Here is a 22681-nt window from a genome sequence, read left to right on the forward strand (position 1 = left end):
ACCCATACCGCTATGTCATAGGACGCCGGGTATGAGCAGCAACCATCCGTCGTTAACGGTAGACAAGGAGAGGTGTGAGTGAGGCAGTTGCCAAGAATTCTGTTACTGCTGCTCGCGACAGTCGTTGTGATTGTGGCGCTGCTCGTCAGCGCGCTACGTCTGGCGATGCCGCATCTCGATGCCTACCGCAGTCAGGTCCTTCAGTGGGTTTCTGACGCCAGCGGCGTCAACGTGAAAGCCAGTGAGCTACGTGGCAAGTGGGAGAATTTTGGGCCCACGCTACAAATCCGCAATTTAGACGTCGATATGAAAGAGACGGGGTCGCTCTCTATCGCGCGTATCACCGTGGCACTGGACGTCTGGCAGTCACTGCTTCACTGGCGCTGGCAGTTCCGCGATCTTACCTTCTGGCAGTTACATCTCTACAGCACACAGCCTCTGTTAACCAGTGACAATGACAAGCACAGTTTCAAACTCACCCAGGTTAACGATCTGTTTTTGCGCCAGTTCGATCACTTTGACCTGCGTGACAGCACCATTCGTTTTATCACGCCATCCGGCCAACATGCTGAACTGGCGATACCGAAACTGACATGGCTGAATGAAAACACCCGGCATCGGGCTGAAGGTGAAGTCAGCTTGTCGAGCTTTACCGGCCAGCACGGCGTGGTGCAGGTCCGTCTCGACCTGAAAGACAGCGGTGGCTTACTCAACGATGGTCGTATCTGGATGCAGGCTGATGACGTTGATATGCGCCCCTGGCTGGGCCGCTGGGTGCGGGATAATACGCGTCTTGACAGTGCCCGATTCAGTCTGGCGGCCTGGGTTAATTTGCGCGATGGCGACGTCTATGCCGGCGATCTGCTGTTAAGTCGGGGCGGCGCAAGCTGGCAGGGCGAAAGCGGCCCACATACGCTGAGCGTTGATAACCTTACTGCCCATCTGTCGCGTTACAAAAATGGCTGGGTGGTTAATGTGCCGCAAACCAAACTCAGCACAGACGGTAACGCCTGGCCCGCTGGTCATTTTTCGCTACTCTGGCAACCTCAGGACACGCAGATGCTGGGCAGCAACAGCGAGGCTGAGGTACGGGTTCGCGCGACGCAACTGGCGCTGGACCATATTGCCCCCCTGGTGCCGCTGTTTGCGCCCTTGTCACCGGCGCTGTTTGATAACTGGCGAGCACTGCGACCTCGCGGCACCATTGACGGGCTGGCCCTGGATATTCCTGTTGAGCAGCCTGAGCAGACACGCTTTCAGGTTAAATGGCGAGATTTCAGCTGGCAGTACTGGAAACTGGTTCCGGGAATCAGTCATTTAAGTGGCGAGGCAGCAGGCAGCCTGAATAACGGACAGGCCAGGATTGCGATGGGTCAGGCTACGGTGCCCTATGGTGATATGTTCCAGGCCCCGTTAGAGATCAAGAAGGTGACTGGCAGCATGAACTGGCTGCGTGACCAACACGGACTGACTCTGGCAGGTCAGGATCTTGATGTACAGGCGCGTTCACTCTGGGCGCATGGCGATTTCCGTTATCAGCAAAATACCGATACGCATCCTCAGCTGGATATCCTGGCCGGGATCAACGTTACTGACGCGGGCGATGCCTGGCGCTATTTCCCAACGCCGTTAATGGGGCATTCACTTACGCGCTATCTGAGCGGTGCCGTAAAAGGGGGCAGGGTCGACAATGCCACGCTGCTGTTCAACGGCAATCCGGCGCTTTTCCCCTTCCAGCACAACGACGGCATGTTTCAGGTCTGGGTACCGTTACGCAAGGCTACCTATGGCTTCCAGCCGGGTTGGCCGGATATCAGCAATCTCGATATCGATCTTAACTTTCTCAATGACGGTTTGTGGATGCAGGCTCATCTGGCAAAACTGGGGGAGGTTAATGCCCGCAACGTCAGCGCCGTCATTCCTGATTACATGAAGGAAAAGCTGATTATCAATGGCGATATCAGCGGTGATGGGCAGGAAATTGGCGAATACTTTCAGCACACGCCACTTAAGTCCTCGCTGGGCGCGGCGCTGGAGCAGCTACAGATTAAAGGTCTGACCAAGGGCCACCTCAAACTTGATATTCCGCTGGATGGTAAGGATGTTCACGCCAGCGGTGATGTGGTGATGAACAATAACAGCCTGCATATCAAGCCGCTTAACACCACCATGACGCATCTGACAGGACAGTTTCGTTATGACAACGGCAATCTCGAAAGCGATCAGATGCAGGCTAACTGGTTTGGTCAGCCACTCAATGTCAGCTTTAGTACGAAAGAAAACCCCGATGATTTTGGCGTTAACGTAAAGTTGCTTGCTGACTGGCAGCTGGCAAAAATCACCGGAATGCCGCCTCAGATTGGCACCCAACTGGCCGGGCATCTTCCCTGGCAGGGTGAGGTGAACGTTTCCTTACCGCACAAGGGCGGCGCGCGTTATGACGTAGCCTTGAAAGGTGACGGAAAAGAAGTAAGTAGTCGCTTACCTTCGCCGCTTGATAAAAAAGCGGGCGAAAGCCTGCCGATCGCCGTCAATGCTAAAGGCGATTTAACGCATTTTGATCTCAGCGGTAGCGTGGATGAACGACATAAGTTCAACAGCCGCTGGCTGCTGGAACCCACACTGCGCGTCGATCGGGGCATCTGGCTTAACGATACAAAAACCCTACCGACGTTGCCAGACCGATCGGGAATGGTGCTGAACCTGCCGGCGCTGGATGGCGAAGCCTGGGCGGCATTGATCGCGACCGGCGACGGCGGATCAACCCGTTCGACGACGGGTGAGCATCAGGTGGGCGGCGCAACGCTGCCGGGCAATATTATCCTGCGCAGTCCTTCTGTGACTCTGGCCGGGCAACAGTGGCATAACGTTGATACCTCTCTCACTCAGGAAATGAGTGGTAAGACCCGGGTGAAGGTCAACGCCGATGAGCTGAGAGGCCAGTTAACGACCTCACCTTCGGCCCCGTGGCAGATTGCACTGGATTACCTGTATTACAATCCAGAATGGAAGGCGACGGCCGATCAAAAAGGCGCGTCGACTTCACCGCTGGGACAAAAGAGCGAGCGGATCGATTTTAGTCAGTGGCCTGCCTTACAGCTGCAGTGTACAGAATGCTGGCTGTTGGGGCAGAAGTATGGTCGGGTGAACGCCAGACTGCAGCCCAATGGAAGTACGTTAGCACTCACTAACGGACTGGTTGACACCGGCACCTCGCGCCTGAATATTCAGGGCGAATGGGTTAATCGTCCAGACGACCAGCGAACCTCATTGAAAGGCACATTACAAGGTAGCAACATCAATAACGCCACCAACTGGTTTGGCGTAAATACACCGCTGCGGGATGCGCCTTTCAAGATTGATTATGATCTGCACTGGCGCTCTGCACCGTGGCAGCCTGCAGCGGAAACGCTGAGCGGCACATTAAAAACGCATTTTGGCAAAGGGCAAATCAGTGATGTGGATACCGGCGCTGCGGGACAGATCCTGCGTCTGCTGAGCTTTGATGCGCTGTTACGCAAACTGCGTTTTGACTTCAGCGATACCTTTAACAAAGGATTCTACTTCGACGCCATCAACGGCACCGCCTGGATTGAAAATGGCGTCGTACGCACGGATAACCTGCTTGTCGATGGGCTGGAAGCGGATATCGCCATGCAGGGGAATATGGACCTGGTGAAGCGCCGCATTGATATGGAAGCGATAGTCACGCCAGAAATCTCAGCCTCAGTCGGCGTAGCGGCTGCGTTTGCCATCAATCCGGTGGTGGGCGCTGCGGTATTTGCTGCCAGCAAGGTGCTGGGGCCGCTCTGGAGTAAGATTTCCGTGCTGCGTTATCACATCAGCGGGCCGCTGGATAAGCCTGAAATTGATGAAGTAATGCGTAAACCACGCGAAACCTATAACAAGTGATATTTGACGGCGTAACATAATTGCCGCAGGCTATGATTATCCGAGCACATATTAAGTGAGAAACGATGACTCTGAATCTGGTAAGTGAGCAGTTGCTAACTGCTAACAACATTAATCAGCAGGACCTTTTTTCCCTGTTAGGGCAGCTTTCAGAACGTCGTCTGGACTATGCCGATCTCTATTTCCAGTCCAGCTTCCATGAATCCTGGGTTCTGGAAGATAAAATCATTAAAGACGGGTCCTACCATATCGATCAGGGCGTGGGCGTACGCGCCGTAAGCGGTGAAAAAACCGGCTTTGCCTATGCTGACCAAATTACCCTGAATGCATTGCGTTTATCTTCTGAAGCGGCACGCAGCATTGTGCGTGAACAAGGCAACGGCAAGGCACAGACGCTGTCGGCCGTAGTTAACCGCTCGCTGTACGCGCCGGTCGATCCGCTCGGTAGCCTGAGCCGTGAAGATAAAATAGCCCTTCTGCATCGTGTAGACCAGGTCGCACGTGCTGCCGATCCCCGCGTTCAGGAAGTCAATGCCAGCCTGACTGGCGTCTATGAGCAGGTCCTGGTTGCCGCCACTGACGGCACCTTAGCCGCCGATGTCCGCCCACTGGTTCGTCTGTCCATCAGCGTCCAGGTTGAAGATCAGGGCAAGCGTGAGCGCGGTTCAAGCGGCGGCGGTGCGCGTACCGGCTATGCCTTTTTCCTGGCCGATGAGAACGGCGAGGTGCGGGCCGATGCCTGGGCTCGTGAGGCCGTGCGCATGGCGCTGGTAAATCTGTCAGCGGTGGCTGCGCCTGCAGGAACCTTACCCGTGGTGTTGGGCGCTGGCTGGCCGGGCGTACTGCTGCACGAAGCCGTAGGTCACGGCTTGGAAGGTGATTTCAATCGCCGTGGTACATCGGTCTTTAGCGGCAAGATGGGCCAACTGGTCGCTTCTGATCTGTGCACCGTTGTCGATGACGGCACGATTGATGGATTGCGGGGTTCGTTAGCTATCGACGATGAAGGCGTGCCGGGGCAATACAATGTGCTGATCGAAAATGGCGTATTGAAAGGCTATATGCAGGATAAGCTGAATGCCCGTCTGATGGGGGTGAATCCCACCGGTAATGGTCGTCGCGAATCCTATGCGCACCTGCCGATGCCGCGTATGACAAATACTTATATGCTTGCCGGTAAATCCACGCCGCAGGACATCATTGAAAGCGTGGAGTACGGATTATATGCCCCTAACTTCGGCGGCGGTCAGGTCGATATCACTTCCGGAAAATTTGTGTTCTCCACCTCGGAAGCCTATCTGATTGAGAAGGGCAAAGTGACCAAACCCGTAAAAGGGGCGACATTGATCGGCTCCGGTATCGAGGCAATGCAGCAAATTTCGATGGTCGGCAACGACCTGGCGCTGGATAAAGGCGTTGGCGTCTGTGGTAAAGAAGGACAGAGCCTGCCGGTAGGCGTGGGGCAACCCACACTCAAGCTGGATAAGCTGACAATCGGCGGCACCGCCTGACCGAGACGCAAAACCCGCCAACTGGCGGGTTTTTAGCTTTTGCGGTGCTGTTTGTACTGCTCGGCAACCTGCTCGAAATACTGCGTCAGATAGTCGATGCAAACCTGCACTTTCAGCGGCAGCTTGTCTCTTTCAGTATAAAGCGCATAAACCGGTCGTGGGTCAGATTGGTACTGCGGGAACAAAATATCAATCTCACCTTTCTTGATTTCATCCGCCACCCACATCATCGGGACATAGGCGATGCCATTACCGGCCTTAAGCCAGCGGATGAGCGTCTGAGAGTCATTGGTGACAAAACGCCCCTGCGGTGATAAACGCGTAACGATGCCTTCGGGGGCAATCAGCTCAAAATTGTTATCTGGCCTTACGCTGTATTCCAGCCAGGCAAATTTAGTGATATCGCCAGGTTTTTCCGGCGTCCCATGCTGCGTCAGATAGTGTTTAGCGGCACAGACCACCATTGGCATCGCCCCGAGTCGGCGCGAGAACAGGCTCGAATCCTTTAAAGCGCCCACCCGGATCACCACGTCCAGCCCATCCGCGATTAAATCTGGCGCAGGAATACCGGTGACCAGGTTGACGCTCAGCCCCGGGTAATCACGCAGCATATCGCTCGTCATACCGGCCAGCACGTTCTGTGCCATCGTGGAAGAGCTGCCAATGCGTAGTACGCCGATCGGCGTGTTGTTAAAGGCATAAAGCTGTTCGTGAACCTGGTTAGCCTCTGCCAGCATACGGCGACAGCCCTGATAGTAGATTTTACCGGCTTCAGTGAGCCCAATGCTGCGCGTACTGCGGTTGAGTAGCTTTACCTGCAGCGCATCTTCCAGTTTGGCGACAATCTGGCTAATTGATGACACGCTAAGGTGAAGCTGTCGTGCGGCCGCAGTAAAAGAACCCAGTTCAACTACTTTGGCAAAAATCGACATACCTTTGAGTCGTTCCATTGTTTACTCTTGCTAAAAAGTGATTTAGATCACATTCAGTAGAAAACGTATAGTTAAGCGCGTTACTATATGTCGACCGGGGTATGACCTGGCGACGCTTCATTACCTGAAAACACCCGATGATACGCTATTATTAAGTCAGCCGTAGTTCAGATGTGGCTTATGGCGCGCAGGCGTTTGCGTCCTTCAGGCGGTGAATTATCCCGGCCGTATCGAACTAAGGATTTTTAATGAGTGTACTTCCGGTATTTGTCATGTTTGGGCTCTCTTTTCCGCCCATTTTCATCGAACTCATCGTTTCGCTCATGCTGTTCTGGATGGTGAAACGCGTGCTGACGCCCAGCGGTATCTACGATCTTGTCTGGCATCCGGCACTCTTCAATACAGCCCTTTACTGCTGTGTATTTTATCTGGTATCCCGTTTATTTGTTTGAGGTTTACGTGAACACGCTTATAAGAAAAATCGCGCGTTACGCGATCACCATCCTGCTGGTCATCATCGCCGTCATTATCATATTCCGTGCCTGGGTGTTCTATACCGAATCCCCCTGGACACGCGATGCAAGGTTTGCGGCCGATGTGGTCGCGATTTCACCTGATGTCACCGGGTTAATTACCGAGGTTCCCGTTCACGACAACCAACGGGTTAAAAAAGGTGACACGCTCTTTGTGGTCGATCGTCCACGGTACCAAAAAGCGTTAGATGAAGCGCAGGCTGATGTGGAATATTACCAGGCACTGGTTAATGAAAAACGCCGTGAGGCCGGACGTCGAAACCGACTCGGGACCTCTGCGATGTCACGCGAAGCCATTGAGCAGTCCAACAACGATCTGCAAACCAGTGAACATCAACTGGCAAAATCTGTCGCTACCCGCGATCTGGCTAAGATCGACCTGGAACGAACCACGATCACCGCGCCGTCAGATGGATGGGTGACGAACCTGAACGTCTACCAGGGCGAATTCATTACGCGGGGAGCGGTTGCCGTGGCGCTGGTACAGCAGCGCTCATTTTACGTGCTGGCTTATCTCGAAGAGACCAAGCTGCATGGTGTACGCCCCGGCTTTCGGGCCGAGATCACGCCATTGGGCAGCAATGTGACGCTGCGCGGTACGGTTGACAGCATCGCGGCAGGCGTGACCAACAGCAGCAGCAGCGTTGACAGTAAAGGAATGGCAACGGTCCAGTCTAACCTGGAGTGGGTACGCCTGGCGCAGCGCGTACCGGTTCGCATCCGTCTTGACCAGGACCCCGGCAATCACTATCCGGCCGGAACGACAGCGACCGTGGTCATCACTGGCACAGAGGATCGTCAGCATACTGATACATCGCCCATCATGTCCTTCTTTAACCGTCTGCGTGAGTTTGGTTAAGAGGACGCTATGACTGAGTTCCTGCGGTTCCCGATAAAGCTGACTTTTGCGCTGGTTGCGGCGCTGATGATCGGCTTTCATCTTAACCTTGAAACCCCCCGCTGGGCCGTCATGACGGCGGGCATTGTGGCAGGCGGGACGGCGTTTGCGGCAGGCGGCGATCCCTATTCGGGCGCATTACGCTATCGCGGTATTCTTCGTATCATCGGAACCTTTATTGGCTGTGTCGCCGCGCTGGTCATCATGATTGCGACCGTACGCGCACCGGTAGTCATGTTGCTGTTGTGTTGTATTTGGGCGGGTTTCTGCGTATGGCTGTCTTCGCTGATCAAGGTTGAAAACTCCTATGCGCTCGGACTGGCTGGTTACACCGCGTTAATTATTGTCGTGACGGCGAATGCCAGTGGTGGGTTGACGCTGGTCCCGCAATATGCCGTGGAACGCTGTAGCGAGATCATTTTAGGGATCCTGTGCGCCATTCTGGCCGATATGATTTTCTCGCCACGTTCGATTAAAAAAGTGATTGATGCTGAAGTTGACTCGCTGCTGGTGGCGCATTACAGGTTGCTGCAGCTGTGCGTGGCGCATGAGGACAAAGAAGAAGTCGATAAAGCCTGGGGGGCTTTGGTACGGCGTACCACGGCGCTCAGCAGTATGCGTAGCCAGTTGATGATGGAGTCTTCGCGCTGGCAGAATACCAGTCGACGGCTGCAAATGCTGAACACTCTGTCACTGACGATGATTACCCAGGCGGCTGAAACCTTTTTAATTCAAAACTCACGGCCTGACTACATTGCAACGCAGTATCGTGTGTTAATGGAGAAAGAGGCAGCGACGGCAGAAGACGTACACAAGCGTATGAAAGCGCTGCGACGGTTAATTGCCGTCAGCAGTAAAACGGTCCCCGAGACACTGGAAAGCTGGGTTGAGGCAGCAACGGAATATCAGTTGCTGACGCATGGCATCAAAAGTAACGGCCGTATCACAGCGCTGGAGGAGGGGATTCTTCAGCGCGAGGTCGTGATTCAGGCGCGTTCTGCTGAAAACCACCATGCGATGATTAACGGTGTTCGCACCTTTGTAGCGACTGCGCTCGGTTCGCTGTTCTGGCTCTATACCGGCTGGACATCAGGTAGCGGCTGTATGGTCATGTTGGGCGTGATTACGGCACTGGCGATGCGCATGCCCAATCCGCTCATGATGGCTAAAGACTTTGTTTACGGTATGACGGTGGCGGTCCCGCTGGGCGCACTCTATTTCATGTATATTTTGCCCAACACCCAACAAAGTGCCGTGCTGCTGTGCATTGCCATTGGCCTGTTAGGGTTTATTTCCGGCATTTTAATTCAGCGCAGGCAGATTGGTACGCTGGGAGCCATGGTCGGCACAATCAACGTGCTGGTGCTGGATAATCCGATGCAGTTCAACTTTACGCAGTTTATCGACAATGCGCTGGGACAGTGGATCGGCAGCTTCGTTGCGTTGATGGTCATCCTGTTGATTCGGGATAAGTCCAAAGCGCGCACGGGCCGTAAATTGCTCAACCGCTTCATGTATGCGGCGGTCTCGGCGATGACCACTAACCAGGCTCGCCGTCGTGAAAACCATCTTCCGGCACTCTATCAGCAGCTCTTTTTACTGCTTAACCTGTTCCCGGGTGACATCGACAAATATCGCATTGCCCTGACCTTAATCATTGGTCATCAGCGATTACGTGCTGCCGATGTGCCGGTTAATGCCGATCTGTCTGCGTATCATCGCCAGCTGCGCCACACGGCGGATCGGATCATCTCGGTACGCAGTGACGAAAAGCGCCGTTACTATTTCGAACGGTTACTCAAAGAGCTGGATGTCTATCAGCACAAGCTGGCGCACTATGACGCTCCAACCAGCGTGACCGAGCCGGTGACGCGACTGGCTGAGATGCTGAAAAAATATCAAAATACGCTCGTCCAAATCTGAATTATGGCCGCGGCAAGCGCTAGCGGCCATGATGATCCCCCGTGTTACCTGACCTGTCATTTTTGCCATCTATACTTTCCTGACAGATGACAAACCGACAGGAGCACCTAATGCATTCTTCACTGCACGACAGCGAACTGTTCCAGACAGGCTATCTGGTAAACGGGCAATGGCTGCGTACCACGTCTACCTTTGACGTGACGAACCCTGCCACGGGCGAGGTCGTCGCTCAGGTGGCAAAAGCAGGAAAAACGGAAACGGAAGCTGCAATAAAGGCTGCCCAGGATGCTTTCCCAGCGTGGCGAGCACAGACCGCCAAGGGGCGTTCAGAACTGCTGTACCGCTGGTATAGGTTAATCATTGAACATAAACGCTGGCTGGCTGAGTTAATGACAACGGAGCAAGGCAAGCCGCTCAAGGAAGCAGAAGGCGAAGTGGAATATGCCGCCAGCTTTATTCAATGGTTCGCCGAGCAGGCTAAACGGGCTAACGGTGAAATCATCCCTCCTGCTAAAGCTGGCTCGCGCATTCTGGCAACCCGTGAGCCGGTCGGCGTCGTCGCCGCTATCACGCCCTGGAATTTCCCTATGGCGATGCTGACACGTAAGTTAGGCCCGGCGCTGGCAGCGGGATGTACAGGCATTATTAAACCCGCGAATAATACACCGCTTTCCGCATTTGCCTTACTGGCGCTGGCAAAAAAAGCCGGCATCCCTGATGGCGTGCTTAACGGTGTAGCAGGCGACACGCATGCCATTAGCGATGCCATTATGGCCAGCAAAGCCGTACGTAAAATTTCCTTTACCGGTTCGACGGCAGTGGGGAAAACGCTAATGCGTAACGCTGCTGAAACCATGAAAAAGGTTTCGATGGAACTGGGCGGTAATGCGCCCTATATCGTCTTTGAAGATGCGGATATCGATGCAGCCGTGCAGGGAGCCATCGCCAATAAATTCCGCAATGCCGGTCAGGTTTGTGTCAGCGTTAACCGCTTTTTCATTCACAGTGCAGTTTACGAACGTTTTACGACCCAACTGGCCGCTGAAGTGGATAAACTTAGCGTCGGAAACGGCATGGATAATGGCGTGGTCGTCGGCCCGTTAATCGAATCATCCGCATTAGAAAAAGTCGAAGAGCATGTCAAAGATGCCATTGCTCAGGGTGGAAAAGTGCTGACGGGTGGTCAGCGACACGCGCTGGGCGGTAATTTTTGGCAGCCAACGGTCATTGTTGAGGCACATGAAGGCATGAAACTGGCTCAGGAAGAAACGTTTGGCCCGGTGGCAGCCTGTTTCCGCTTTGATGACGAAGAAGAGGTTATCCGTCGTGCCAACCAGACGGAATACGGGCTGGCGGCGTATTTTTATACGCAAAACCTGCAGCGGGTATTCCGGGTCTCTGCCGCGCTCGAAAGTGGAATGATTGGCATCAATGAGTGTGCGGTCTCGACAGAGTTGGCCCCCTTTGGCGGCGTGAAAGAGTCTGGTCTGGGACGTGAAGGATCGGTACTGGGGATGGATGAGTACCTGGAGGTCAAAGCGCTGCACCTCGGCGGGTTAAGTTAGATGAATATCCGGGCGGCGCAGGGCCGCCCAGAACCGGATAACGGGAGTCGCCAGTATGAGAGTCGAGCGTTTTGATTTTAATGAGATTGTCGATCAGGCCCATTTTTTACGGCAATTTTGCGAACGCTTTGCTTTAAAGGCGTACGCCATCTGTGATTTGGATGGATTGTGGGACATCATTGTCTGCAAAGGTTTACCTCTCCCCCTGAAAATAGAGTTTGTGAATTTAGGACAAGGGCAGAAGCGGCGATATGGAGCCTTAATTCTGCTGTTCGACGAGGCGGAAGAGGAGCTGGAAGGACAACTGCAATTTAACGTAATAGAGCGTTAACAGCGTTGAAGACCGACTAACGTGTATTATCGGGTCGCCCACGTGCGAGAAATTCCTCGAGAGCTCTCGCAACGTCACCGTTTGCTGACGCTGAGCATTTTCAGGTCGTGCTAACCTGCCACCTCATCATCAGGACAGGTTACATGAAAAGTAAAAATGGCACGCCCACGCCCCATGATGCGACATTCCGTCAATTTTTGTCCCAGCCCACCATTGCCCGTGATTTTATGGCATTGCATCTTCCGGCAGAGTTTCTCGCGCTGTGCGATCTGGATACGTTAAAACTGGAGTCTGGCGCTTTTGTGGAAGAGGACTTACGGCAATATTTTAGCGATATACTGTACAGTCTAAAAACCACAAGCCGCGATGATGGCTATATCCATGTGTTGATTGAACATCAGTCATCACCTGACAGGCATATGGCATTCAGACTGATGCGTTATGCCATTGCGGCAATGCAGCGGCACCTGGATGCCGGGCACAAAAAACTCCCGTTAGTCATTCCGATTTTATTCTACAGTGGCAAACGCAGTCCCTATCCCTATAGTACCCGCTGGCTGGACGAATTTTCGATTCCCGCCTTCGCCAGTCGGCTCTACAGCAACGCTTTTCCGCTAGTGGACGTGACGGTGATTCCTGATGAGGAGATTGTCGGCCACCGCAGCATGGCTGCATTAACACTGCTGCAAAAGCATATTCATCAAAGAGATTTAGCAGAACTCATCGATAAGCTGGCCCCTGTCACACTGGCGGGTTATCTCTCTTCATCACAGGTTATATCGTTGGTAAACTATCTTTTACAGGCGGGCGAAACCGCTGACGCTGACCTTTTCGTCAGAACGCTGGCGCAGCGGGTGCCGCAACATGAGGATGCATTGATGACCATCGCACAACAGCTTGAGCAGAAAGGCATTGAAAAGGGGATGGAAAAGGGCCTGGAAGAGGGCCTTCAGCTTGGTGAACAACGTGGCCTGGTGAAAGGCCGCAGTGAGGGAGAACGGTCGGCTGCACTAAAAATCGCGCGAACAATGCTGCAAAACGGTTTGCCTCCCAGCCTTGTCGCAGAGATGACCGGACTGTCAGACGATGATTTGGCGCAGATTGCCCATTGATATATTGCGCCTTAGGTCTGTGATTTACGGTACTGTTGACAGCGCATTAATCCCCCGAGTAAGCCAGACTTCTTCTGCTCATGTCGTTTTATGTCGCTGAATCCTGTCGATTAACATTGGCGGATGAAGGCTGCCTTTGCTTACCCCCTGTCACAGTTCACTCACCGCGCGTTTCAGGCAAAAAAAAGCCCCGGCGAGCGGGGCTAAAGGGTTCGTCATACGTCAGACGAGGAACTATTTATACAGCTGCGCGGTGATGTGGTAGCTGTCACCGGTATTAGCCTCAATAATTTTATAGGCACTTGCGCCTTGTTCATCCGCTTTCTGGGACAGCTGGGCGCGATAGTCGATAGGTGAACCCGCAACGCCACTGATGCTTACGGTTCCTGCAGGTTGCAGATTCTGCGTTTGATCGGCCGTGACGAGCTGCGCTGCTGAAGCGCCAAAAGCGATCACGGAGAGCAGACTCATCGTTGCGATGGTTGATTTGATGTTCATGATTTATTCCTCATAGCAATCAACAACCTGCGGAATGGCATACATAGAGCGGGTCATCGATTTTGTCAGGGCGGCAACATTGCCGCAGATGAATTATTTATACAGTTCGGCGGTGACGTGGAAGGTATCGTCACGGTTGTTCTCAATCACGCGGTAATGGCCTGCACCTTGTGCATCCGCTTTCTCAGACAGCACCTGGCGGATGTTGGTCTGGTCGCCATTGATACCGCTTACGCTAATTGTTTGGTTTAGCGGCTGCAGATTCATGTCTTGCGCCTGCTGATTTGTGACCATGCTAGCGGCATTGGCACCAAAAGAGAGCAGTGAGGCCACGCCCAGCGCGGCAATCGTTAATTGGATTTTCATGATTCATTCTCCGGTAAGGATGTTTAACCAGCGGTCGCATTGGGACCGCTGGTTACCTGTCAGGTCCTGCGAGTTTATTTGTACAGCTCAGCCGTCGCGTGGTAGTTGCCGTCGTTATAGGCCTCAATAACACGGAAAGCTTTCGCGCCTTGTTGATCGGCTTTATCGCTCAGTTGCTGTCTGATATCGGATGGCGCGCCGGCCACACCGCTCACGCTTACCGTGCCAACAGGCTGCAGATTTTGTGCTTGTGAAGCAGAAATATAATCTGCTGCAGAAGCGCCGAATGACAGGGCAGATAAAATGCTCAAGGCAGCGATGGTAGATTTAGTTTTCATAAAAGATGTCCTCGTCCTGGTTGTTCTTCTTTTTTATTAGTGTGATTCACATCACGAAACTAAGTATAGGACTAATAACGGCAGAAATTAATACCTGCCTAATAATGTTTTGTTGATGCAATTTAACCATTTGGGATTTTTTAATAACTAAAAGTTATTAAAAATGGCTAAAATGCCACTACAGATGGGTAATTACGCATAAAAACAGTAAGATACGTTACTTTAACTTTTAGTGCGAAAAATCATGGTTGATCTGGCTGCTTATCTGTTTTGGTCTGGGTGATGACGCCAGTATTTGAATGTAAAGCAGTGTAAAATAGCGCGTAATGTTTAAGGTGGCAAAGGGTATGACCAATATTTTATGCGCTGAAAACGACGCGGCTAAAGAGTAATGCCTTGAAAAGTAACGTATCGGCTGAAAGAGAGCTGACAGAAGGAAGAGGGGGATAACGGGCAGAATAAACCGGCGATGTGCTGCCGGTTAGCGGGAACGACTATAGCTCTTGTTCAAACAGGACGAGGATAGCATCGTGAAGTTGTTTGACGGTAAAGGCGCGTGCCGGCGTGATAAAAATGGTGTCATCACCCGCAATCGTCCCCAGAATCCCCTCAGATTTACCCAGAGAATCCAGCAGGCGAGCGATCAGCTGCGCTGCGCCAGGGCTGGTATGGATCACGACCAGCGCATCATTGTAGTCAATATCCAGAACCAGATTCTTCAATGGACTGGTTGTTGTCGGCACGCCCAGCTCGGCAGGCAAACAGTACACCATCTCCATTTTGGCATTGCGGGTCCGCACCGCGCCAAACTTTGTCAGCATCCGGGAAACTTTGGACTGGTTGATGTTCTCAAAGCCGTCTTCCTGAAGCGCCTGAACAATTTCGCCCTGAGAACTGAATTTTTCTTCTTTTAATAAAGCCTTGAAGGCTTTGATCAGATCGTCTTGTTTCGATGGGTTTCGCATAATTTACCAGTAAATGTAAGAAAAACCGCGGAACAGACCGCAGCAAAGTCATTATTATGCATATAAATGAATTTTTATGCAATTGGTTGTTAATTGAACGGGGCGGTATCCATGGCGGGCGGCGATAATAGCAAAGAATTTACTCAGACCAAAACCCAGCTCACAGCCTGGAAAGGCAAAGGTTGCAAAGCTGTTATATTATTGATGAGGTAAGAAAATAAAAATTTACACTGCCGTTCTCTGTCTGCCGACGTCAAGGTTGTCGATTTCAGGTGATACCGGCCAACTCCCGCGCAACAGTTGGAGAGAAATCCCGTCACCGTCGTCGGCGCTTACCTGAGGTAGCCCTGACACGGCAAACAGGTTAGCTCGTTGTCTGCAACGCAGGATGAGGACGATATAGCGATGATAAGTAAGTTTTAAAATCCCGAGACTGCGGGCATTAGCGCGTAAAATAGTCTCGGATACCCGTCATCACCTGAGCAGTTGATTAAGGTCTGACACAGATGGAATTTCGGCTCTTCTCTGCCCCACCTTAATAAGGAGTTATGAATGAAAGTTGCCGTACTCGGTGCCGCTGGTGGCATAGGCCAGGCGCTAGCACTTCTACTCAAAACCCAGCTTCCCGCAGGTTCAGAACTTTCTCTCTACGACATCGCGCCCGTCACGCCTGGCGTCGCGGTCGATCTCAGCCACATTCCTACCGCAGTTAACGTTAAGGGTTTTAGTGGGGAAGATGCCACCCCGGCTTTAAAAGGTGCGGATGTCGTGCTCATCTCTGCTGGGGTAGCGCGTAAGCCTGGTATGGATCGGGCCGATTTGTTTAACGTCAATGCCGGCATCGTGCGTAATTTGATTGAGCAGGTTGCTACGACAGCGCCGAAAGCGTTAATTGGGGTGATCACCAATCCGGTTAACACGACGGTGGCGATTGCGGCCGAGGTCCTGAAGAAACACGGTGTTTATGACAAGAATCGACTGTTTGGCGTGACAACGCTGGACATTATTCGCGCCAATACCTTTGTCGCTGAGCTGAAAGGCAAACAGCCTGGCGAGGTGAACGTGCCCGTGGTGGGGGGACACTCAGGCGTCACTATTCTGCCATTACTGTCCCAGGTTGCGGGCGTCAGCTTTAGCGATCAGGAAGTGGCTGACCTCACCAAACGTATTCAAAACGCCGGTACAGAAGTGGTGGAAGCGAAGGCTGGTGGGGGGTCAGCAACGTTATCCATGGGGCAGGCCGCCGCCCGTTTCGGTTTATCGCTGGTACGTGCCTTAAACGGCGAAGCGAACGTTGTGGAGTGTGCCTACGTGGAAGGCGATGGCGAGCATGCCCGCTTCTTCTCTCAGCCCCTGCTGTTAGGTAAAAACGGCGTGGCGGAGCGTAAGCCTGTTGGTGCCCTTAGCCCGTTCGAACAGCAGGCGCTGGATGGCATGCTGGAAACACTGAAAAAAGATATCGCGCAGGGCGAAGCTTTTGTGAAGCAATAACCCCCGCAGCCCGAACAGGAAAGCGCCCGGTCAGACCGGGCGTTTTTTTTATAATCCGCCTGATTTAAAAGTCCGCGTCGTCGACGCACCATTTCCGGCAGGCGTTTTTCTGCTTAAGGTTTCTACCCGCATCTGGAAGGGTGGGAAAGGCATTTCGATACCATGTTCTGCAAAGCCGTGCAAAATAAGCTGATGCAGTTCATGGCGAAGCGGCATGCGATGGCCCATTTCAGCGGCGTGTACGCGTAGCTCAAATAACTGTATTCCCTGCTGCAGGTCAACCAGAAACACTTCCGGCGGCGGTGTATCCAGAACGTAGCTACAACGTTCTGCAGCCAGCTTCAGCAACGTGGTGACCTCCTCGCTGCTTACCTGTGCGGGAGCGGGTATGGTCAGCACGACGCGCGTGACGGAGTCCGACAGCGACCAGTTAACAAACTGTTCTGTAATAAAGGCCTTATTAGGCACGATGATCTCTTTGCGATCCCAGTCTGTAATTGTCGTGGCGCGGGTATTGATGCGCGTAATGCTGCCGGTCAGATCGCGAATAGTAACGGTATCGCCAATACGAATGGGTTTTTCAAACAAAATGATCAGGCCGGAGATAAAGTTCGCAAAAATCTCCTGCAGACCAAATCCCAACCCAACTCCCAGGCCGGTCACCAGCCATTGCAGCTTGGACCATTCAATTCCAATCAATGAGAAGCCGAGCAAGCCACCAATTAGCAGCAGCAAATACTTGGTCAGCGTGGTAATGGCATAGCCGGTGCCTGGCGACAAATCAAGATGCTGCAGCAGGGCCAGCTCAAGCAGGGCCGGCATATTGCGCACCAGCTGCGTCGTAATCACGAACACCAGAATGGCGATCAGAACGGCGCCCAGCGTAATGGGTTGAATACTCTCCACGCCCTGAACGGAGGTGTTGACATCCCATAAACGAATATTCTCAAGGAAACCAAACGCAGAGTGGATTTCCGACCACAGGACAATGACTGACACCAGCGCAATCAGCGTCAGGATTGACCTGACCAGGCGCAGTGACTGAGCACTGATGGCGTCCAAATCAATCACGGGCTCTTCTATTTCAATAACGTCAGTATTTTGCGCCTGATCTTTTTCTTCTTCGTTGCGCGCGCGATTGGCCAGCATATCGGCCCGGCGCTGGCGTGCGCGATCGAACCCCAGCCTGCGTCGTTGAATCAGCATCCAGCGGCGAATGATATGGTAAATAACCAGCAGGAAAAACCAGATTGCCACCGAGGTTTCCAGACGTGCCAGCAGCGCCTGCGCTGTTTCAAGGTAACCAATCATGGAGGCCAGCGCGGCCAGCAATGGAATGGCGATCATAATATTCCACAGCAGGCGGTTAATCATGTTTTCGCCGTTGCCCTCTTTATCAAGATAAAGAGGGATCCCTGCACGTTTTAGACTTACCGTAACAAGACTCAGGGCGCCACAGATCAAAATAAAACACAGTCGGCCCAGGGTGGCAGAGAAAAGACGATCGTCAAGGTTATCAAAGGTGATCAGCAGCATAATCAGCGGCACGATCAGGCCAATACTCAACGAGTAGTAACGCATGGCACGCGCAACGCGTACCTGCGGCCAGCGGAAATGCACAATGAACAAACCGTTGGCGCGGGCAAACTGGGCGCTGACCATGAATATCCACAGCAGAGGCAGCGTCGCCGTAATGCCATCGCCGATAGCAACGGCTACCGGATACGGCCAGGCGTTTTGCAGCCCGTATCCCAGGGTTGCCCAAAGCACAGGAAGCGGAAGCGCGACCAGAATTGACCAGAAAACAGTGCGGATGGTCAGGCGGAAGCGATCCTGGGTGACCTTACCAACCTTACTGGCTGAGCGTTCCAAAAAAGCGTTGAAGTGACGACGTGTACTCAGGCTAAAACCGACCAGCAACACGGCACCCAAAATGGGCAGGACGGTGCTGCGGCTGGTAAACATCATTGCCAGAGCTTTGCCAAGCTGCCCAAGCGTATCCAGCGTAAGCAGGTGCGACAGGCCTTTAGCCACGTCCAGAGGATAGCTCAATGAAATGGGGCTGACATCTGCTGTCCAGAACAGATAGCGGTGCGTGGCGTCTTTGACTTCGGTTAACGCATCCTGAAGCTGCGTATTGGCGACCTTGAGTTTAGTGATTTCCAGAATCAGCGTATCGCAGCCGGATATCAGGGAGTTCAGCAATTCTCGCTGCGTTTTTAACTGTGCATCCAGAATGCGCTTTTGGTCGCTGGTAAAAGGCTGCCCGTCCGCCTGATGTGCTTTGCGAAGCGCATTCTGTCGTTCCAGAAGATCTTCATAATGCAGGCGCTGAACGCGCAGCTGTGCCATTTCATTATCGATTTGCTGAGATTTCGGCATATCGGGTAAACGCGCCACCTGTGCCCGAAGCGCATCGCCGAGCAGGTTAGAGGCACCCAGCCACTGGGATTGTTCCCGCAACGTTGCCAGCGCCTGACGAACCTGAATAATTTGATTGGTGGCGAGGCGCTGTTGCGATGCCACCAGATCCATGCGCTGTGCCTGCTGATTTAGCGCACCGGACAAATCGCGGTTAACCCGAAATTGCTCACTGATCTCGGGCGGTAAATCACCACTGTTTTCCGCCAGCTGTTCCGTACGCGCCAGCGCCGTTTCGGCCTCGCGCTGACGTTGTTCATTCAGTTGATTACGTAAAGCCTGCAGATAATTATCAAGCTGGGTCACTTTGCGCTGATGCACCTCGGCGCGCATGCGAGCCAGCTCCTGGCGATTGTTGGCCGACAACTGCGCCAGCTCATACTCATCGACTTTGGCTTTATTGGCGGCATTTTCTGCCTGGCGAGCCACCAGTTGGGCCTGACCGACTGGAGTGGCAGCGCTGCCGGCACTCTGTAAGCGCCGTTCGCTCTCGGTCAGTGCCCGGCGCGCTTCCGTTTGCTGCTGTGGCAACTGCGACAGGGAATCACTGATCTCTCTGGCACGGTCCTGCTCCTGCTGGGCCTGGCGTCCTTCTTCAATCAGCTGACTGCTGATTTGCAGAATCTCTTGTTCCAGCTCTGCGCTGGTCATCGTGCTGCGCACGGTTTTAGCGTTGTCGTTAAGCGTGGCGATTTGCTGCCTTAACTCGCGGGCAAGGCGCGGAAAATCGTCAATAACCTGTTGATACTGTTGTGCGCGTTCGAGGGCATCATCGCGTTCAGAGAGCGAGGCCAGTGCGGCTTCCAGTGACTGAATTTGTTCAGTTTGCGAGGGGGCATTTTTAGTGGCTTTGACCTCTTCCAGCTGCTGTTTGAGCTGGCTGGCATCAGGCAGGCTGGCGGCTAGCGTAGAAGAGCTGAGCCAGAGGCTCAGCAGCAGACAAAAGATCGAACGCACGAACATAGGTTCTACTCGACAGCGTCAGGCGCGGTAGTCGTCAGTGGAAGGGCGAGCGCTAAAGGTTGGCCCAGTCGAACCTTACTTTCCGCCTCAAGGCTTTCCGCCAGCTTGATTCGGCCAGGCGCGAACAGGTTGATTACCGTAGAACCCAGTTTAAAGCGGCCCATTTCCTGACCTTTGAGTAATACCACGGCACCGTCATGATCGGCGGCCGGGTAATGCCAGCGTTTAATAATGCCTTCGCGCGGCGGTGTGACGGTGCCTGCCCAAACGGTTTCAATGCTGCCGACAATCGTTGCGCCCACCAGGATCTGCACCATCGGGCCCATATCGGTTTCAAAGTAACAAATTACGCGCTCGTTACGGGCAAAGAGGTTAGGGATGTTACGTGCGGTCAGCGGATTAACGGAGTAAAGATCGCCTGGTACATAGATCATCTCACGCAGGATGCCGTTACAAGGCATGTGGACGCGGTGATAATCACGCGGTGCCAGGTAAGTGGTCGCAAATTCCCCCTCACGAAACTGTGCCGCCATATGCTCATTACCGGCGAGCAGGGCGTCGATCGTGTAGTAATGGCCTTTCGCCTGGAAAATCTGATCGCCTTCAATATGGCCAAGCTGGCTGATCGCGCCGTCAGCAGGCAGAACGATCAGGCTGGCATCGGGATCGATTGGGCGTGCATCGTCCTTTAACGGACGAACAAAGAAATCGTTAAAGGTGCGGTAGCTGGCGGTATCCGGTTTCCGTGCTTCAGCCATATCGACTTTGTAAAACCAGACAAAAATATCAATGACCAGCTTCGTCAGCCAGCCGCCGCGACGGCTGGCTCCCCAACCCGCAAGTTCAGTCAGCCATTTTTTTGGAAGAATGTGATTCAAGCCGAGTTTAAAACGATCAAACACCCTAGCCTCCTGGCTATCTTTCATAACATTGACAAAAAGGGAGCGGATTGTAACAGCGCCCCAGTCAGATGGCGAATACGCCGTTACGGGCCTTAATCTTCACTCTCGGCGAAGTTTTTCCGGGTTTTCATTTGCGCCATGCTTTCAAGAATACGGTGGTAGTTATAGAAGCGTGATTGATCGATTTTGCCGTTTTCAACGGCTTCACGAATCGCACAGCCCGGATCGGTGTCATGCTTACAGTCACGAAACTTACAATCGCCTAAGAACGCACGGAATTCGACAAATCCACGCGTGATTTGTTCCGGCTCAAGATGCCACAAACCAAACTCACGGACACCCGGAGAATCAATCACATCCCCGCCCTCGGGGAAATGATAAAGCCGGGATGCGGTCGTGGTATGTTGGCCCAGTCCGGAAACATCGGAAACATCATTGGTCAGAATGGCGGTGTCCTGCTGTTGATCGAAGCCAAGCAGGGCGTTCAGCAGGCTGGACTTACCTACGCCGGACTGCCCGGCAAAGATACTTATCCGGTCAGTTAAGGCTGCCTGCAGTGCATTCAAACCCTCTTTCACATGGCTGGAAACCATCAATACCCGATAACCGATCTTGCGGTAAATCTCCATCTGCTCGTCAACAAACGCACGTGCGTTGTCATCCAGCAGATCGATTTTGTTCAGCACCAGCAGGGGCTCAATATCCAGTGTTTCGCTGGCGACCAGATAACGGTCGATAATATTCAGTGACAGCTCTGGCAGAATCGCGGACACGATAATAATTTGATCGATGTTTGCGGCGATGGGTTTGACGCCATCGTAGAAATCGGGGCGCGTCAGCACGCTGGTGCGTTCGTGCACCGCTTCAACAATACCTTTACCGCCGTTTAGCGCGGGACGCCATACCACCCGATCGCCGGTGACCAGCGAACGAATCGTACGACGTATATTGCAACGGTGGGTAAGGCCAGCACTGTCCTCGACATCGGCATGCATGCCAAATCGGCTGACCACCACGCCCTCTGCGTCCTGACCAAACAAATTATCGTCCGCTTCCGGGCGCGTTTTGCGCTGGTTCAAACGACGATCGTGGTTAGCGCTTACGCGACGTTGTTGACCTTTAGACAGTTTATTTTTACTCACTCACCCTCACCGTTTAGCTGGATTTCGCCCTGAGGGGCAAAACGTCTATGATACACCTTATTCATGATGAATGACGACTCAGCAACCACAGGTAACAGCATGGCCACTGGAAACGAAAATAATCTAATTTGGATCGACCTTGAAATGACCGGACTCGATCCGGAACGCGATCGCATTATTGAGATCGCCACTATCGTGACCGATGCCGACCTCAATATCCTGGCTGAAGGGCCGGTGATGGCGGTTCATCAGTCAGATGCACAGCTCGCCTTAATGGACGAATGGAACGTTCGTACACATACGAATAGCGGTTTGGTGGAACGGGTAAAGGCCAGTAAGATTGACGATCGCGCTGCGGAAAAAGCGACTATCGAGTTCCTACAGCAGTGGGTGCCCGCAAACACCTCGCCCATCTGCGGCAACAGCATTGGGCAGGATCGCCGTTTCCTGTTCAAGTACATGCCAGAGCTGGAAGCCTATTTCCACTACCGCTATTTAGATGTCAGCACGCTCAAGGAACTGGCTCGTCGTTGGAAGCCAGACATTCTTCCAGGCTTCAAAAAGAGCGGCTCGCATCAGGCGTTAGACGATATTCGTGAGTCCGTTGCCGAACTGGCGTACTACCGCCAACACTTTTTGCAGCTTTAAACCGCAAAGGGTGCGCAGGAAATCGCCAGGTTGATGCAATAAGCAGCAAACGCATCAAAAGCGCAAATTTTTGCTGTAAGCATCTTGCAGCAGCAGCGATTTCTCGTATAATGCGCACCCCGTACCGGTGAAGAATTTATGACGGTACAAGGCGCGGGAATAGCTCAGTTGGTAGAGCACGACCTTGCCAAGGTCGGGGTCGCGAGTTCGAGTCTCGTTTCCCGCTCCAA

General features: G+C 53.1%; 18 protein-coding genes and 1 tRNA gene. 11 read left to right on the top strand and 8 right to left on the bottom strand.

Annotated elements, in window-relative coordinates; translation table 11 throughout:
• Positions 1–78: 78 nt before the first annotated feature.
• Together yhdP and tldD are read left to right on the top strand one after the other, a co-directional pair.
• Entirely contained in the window at positions 79–3912 is a 3834-nt protein-coding gene (gene yhdP / locus QLG08_RS00630) for an AsmA2 domain-containing protein YhdP (protein WP_282472767.1), read from the top strand.
• Between the two features lie 65 nt (positions 3913–3977).
• Positions 3978–5423, top strand: a complete 1446-nt coding sequence (tldD, locus tag QLG08_RS00635) for a metalloprotease TldD (protein ID WP_013027427.1) — start codon at positions 3978–3980, stop codon at positions 5421–5423.
• A 32-nt stretch (positions 5424–5455) separates the two neighbouring features.
• On the opposite strand, the gene aaeR is transcribed toward tldD, so the two are convergent.
• Positions 5456–6373, bottom strand: a complete 918-nt coding sequence (gene aaeR, locus QLG08_RS00640; protein WP_013027426.1) for an HTH-type transcriptional activator AaeR — start codon at positions 6371–6373, stop codon at positions 5456–5458.
• Between the two features lie 230 nt (positions 6374–6603).
• Between aaeR and aaeX the strand changes: the two genes are divergently transcribed.
• The 6 genes from aaeX (at position 6604) to QLG08_RS00670 (ending at position 12717) form a co-directional block, all read left to right on the top strand.
• The gene (gene aaeX / locus QLG08_RS00645; RefSeq protein WP_014594732.1) at positions 6604–6807 is read left to right on the top strand and encodes a p-hydroxybenzoic acid efflux pump operon protein AaeX; all 204 of its coding nucleotides are present in this window, start codon (positions 6604–6606) and stop codon (positions 6805–6807) included.
• A gap of 7 nt (positions 6808–6814) precedes the next feature.
• Positions 6815–7747, top strand: coding sequence for a p-hydroxybenzoic acid efflux pump subunit AaeA (gene aaeA / locus QLG08_RS00650; protein ID WP_015699409.1), 933 nt, complete (start codon positions 6815–6817; stop codon positions 7745–7747).
• A 9-nt stretch (positions 7748–7756) separates the two neighbouring features.
• Positions 7757–9709: a p-hydroxybenzoic acid efflux pump subunit AaeB gene (gene aaeB, locus QLG08_RS00655; protein ID WP_013027423.1), complete on the top strand. Its 1953-nt coding sequence runs from the start codon at positions 7757–7759 to the stop codon at positions 9707–9709.
• Between the two features lie 110 nt (positions 9710–9819).
• Positions 9820–11274, top strand: a complete 1455-nt coding sequence (locus QLG08_RS00660; protein ID WP_014604890.1) for an NAD-dependent succinate-semialdehyde dehydrogenase — start codon at positions 9820–9822, stop codon at positions 11272–11274.
• 55 nt (positions 11275–11329) lie between these two features.
• Complete coding sequence (locus QLG08_RS00665) at positions 11330–11605, top strand: hypothetical protein (RefSeq protein ID WP_014604891.1); 276 nt, start codon at positions 11330–11332, stop codon at positions 11603–11605.
• A gap of 143 nt (positions 11606–11748) precedes the next feature.
• On the top strand, positions 11749–12717 hold the full coding sequence (locus QLG08_RS00670) for an Rpn family recombination-promoting nuclease/putative transposase (protein WP_014594729.1): 969 nt from the start codon (positions 11749–11751) through the stop codon (positions 12715–12717).
• A 234-nt stretch (positions 12718–12951) separates the two neighbouring features.
• Here QLG08_RS00670 and yhcN (QLG08_RS00675) read toward each other — a convergent pair whose 3' ends face one another.
• The 4 genes from yhcN (QLG08_RS00675) to argR form a co-directional block, all read right to left on the bottom strand.
• Entirely contained in the window at positions 12952–13215 is a 264-nt protein-coding gene (yhcN, locus tag QLG08_RS00675; RefSeq protein WP_013027419.1) for a peroxide/acid stress response protein YhcN, read from the bottom strand.
• 93 nt (positions 13216–13308) lie between these two features.
• Positions 13309–13581: a YdgH/BhsA/McbA-like domain containing protein gene (locus tag QLG08_RS00680; protein WP_015699414.1), complete on the bottom strand. Its 273-nt coding sequence runs from the start codon at positions 13579–13581 to the stop codon at positions 13309–13311.
• A gap of 74 nt (positions 13582–13655) precedes the next feature.
• Complete coding sequence (gene yhcN, locus QLG08_RS00685; protein ID WP_013027417.1) at positions 13656–13919, bottom strand: peroxide/acid stress response protein YhcN; 264 nt, start codon at positions 13917–13919, stop codon at positions 13656–13658.
• Between the two features lie 494 nt (positions 13920–14413).
• A complete protein-coding gene (gene argR, locus QLG08_RS00690; protein WP_013027416.1) occupies positions 14414–14884 on the bottom strand; it encodes a transcriptional regulator ArgR in 471 nt (156 codons plus the stop codon).
• A gap of 552 nt (positions 14885–15436) precedes the next feature.
• Here argR and mdh point away from each other — a divergent pair.
• On the top strand, positions 15437–16375 hold the full coding sequence (mdh, locus tag QLG08_RS00695; RefSeq protein WP_014594728.1) for a malate dehydrogenase: 939 nt from the start codon (positions 15437–15439) through the stop codon (positions 16373–16375).
• A 48-nt stretch (positions 16376–16423) separates the two neighbouring features.
• On the opposite strand, the gene mscM is transcribed toward mdh, so the two are convergent.
• The 3 genes from mscM to rsgA form a co-directional block, all read right to left on the bottom strand.
• On the bottom strand, positions 16424–19759 hold the full coding sequence (mscM, locus tag QLG08_RS00700) for a miniconductance mechanosensitive channel MscM (protein ID WP_014594727.1): 3336 nt from the start codon (positions 19757–19759) through the stop codon (positions 16424–16426).
• Between the two features lie 5 nt (positions 19760–19764).
• Positions 19765–20661 carry an archaetidylserine decarboxylase gene (asd, locus tag QLG08_RS00705; protein WP_014604894.1) on the bottom strand — a complete coding sequence of 299 codons (897 nt, stop codon included), beginning with the start codon at positions 20659–20661 and terminating at the stop codon, positions 19765–19767.
• 92 nt (positions 20662–20753) lie between these two features.
• Positions 20754–21803 carry a small ribosomal subunit biogenesis GTPase RsgA gene (gene rsgA / locus QLG08_RS00710; protein WP_013027412.1) on the bottom strand — a complete coding sequence of 350 codons (1050 nt, stop codon included), beginning with the start codon at positions 21801–21803 and terminating at the stop codon, positions 20754–20756.
• A 99-nt stretch (positions 21804–21902) separates the two neighbouring features.
• On the opposite strand from rsgA, the gene orn reads away from it, so the two are divergent.
• Complete coding sequence (gene orn / locus QLG08_RS00715) at positions 21903–22451, top strand: oligoribonuclease (RefSeq protein WP_014604895.1); 549 nt, start codon at positions 21903–21905, stop codon at positions 22449–22451.
• 153 nt (positions 22452–22604) lie between these two features.
• Positions 22605–22680, top strand: a tRNA-Gly gene (locus QLG08_RS00720).
• Position 22681: the final 1 nt, after the last annotated feature.

Origin of the sequence: Pantoea sp. V106_11 (assembly GCF_029967885.1) — a bacterium.
GTDB lineage: Bacteria > Pseudomonadota > Gammaproteobacteria > Enterobacterales > Enterobacteriaceae > Pantoea > Pantoea ananatis.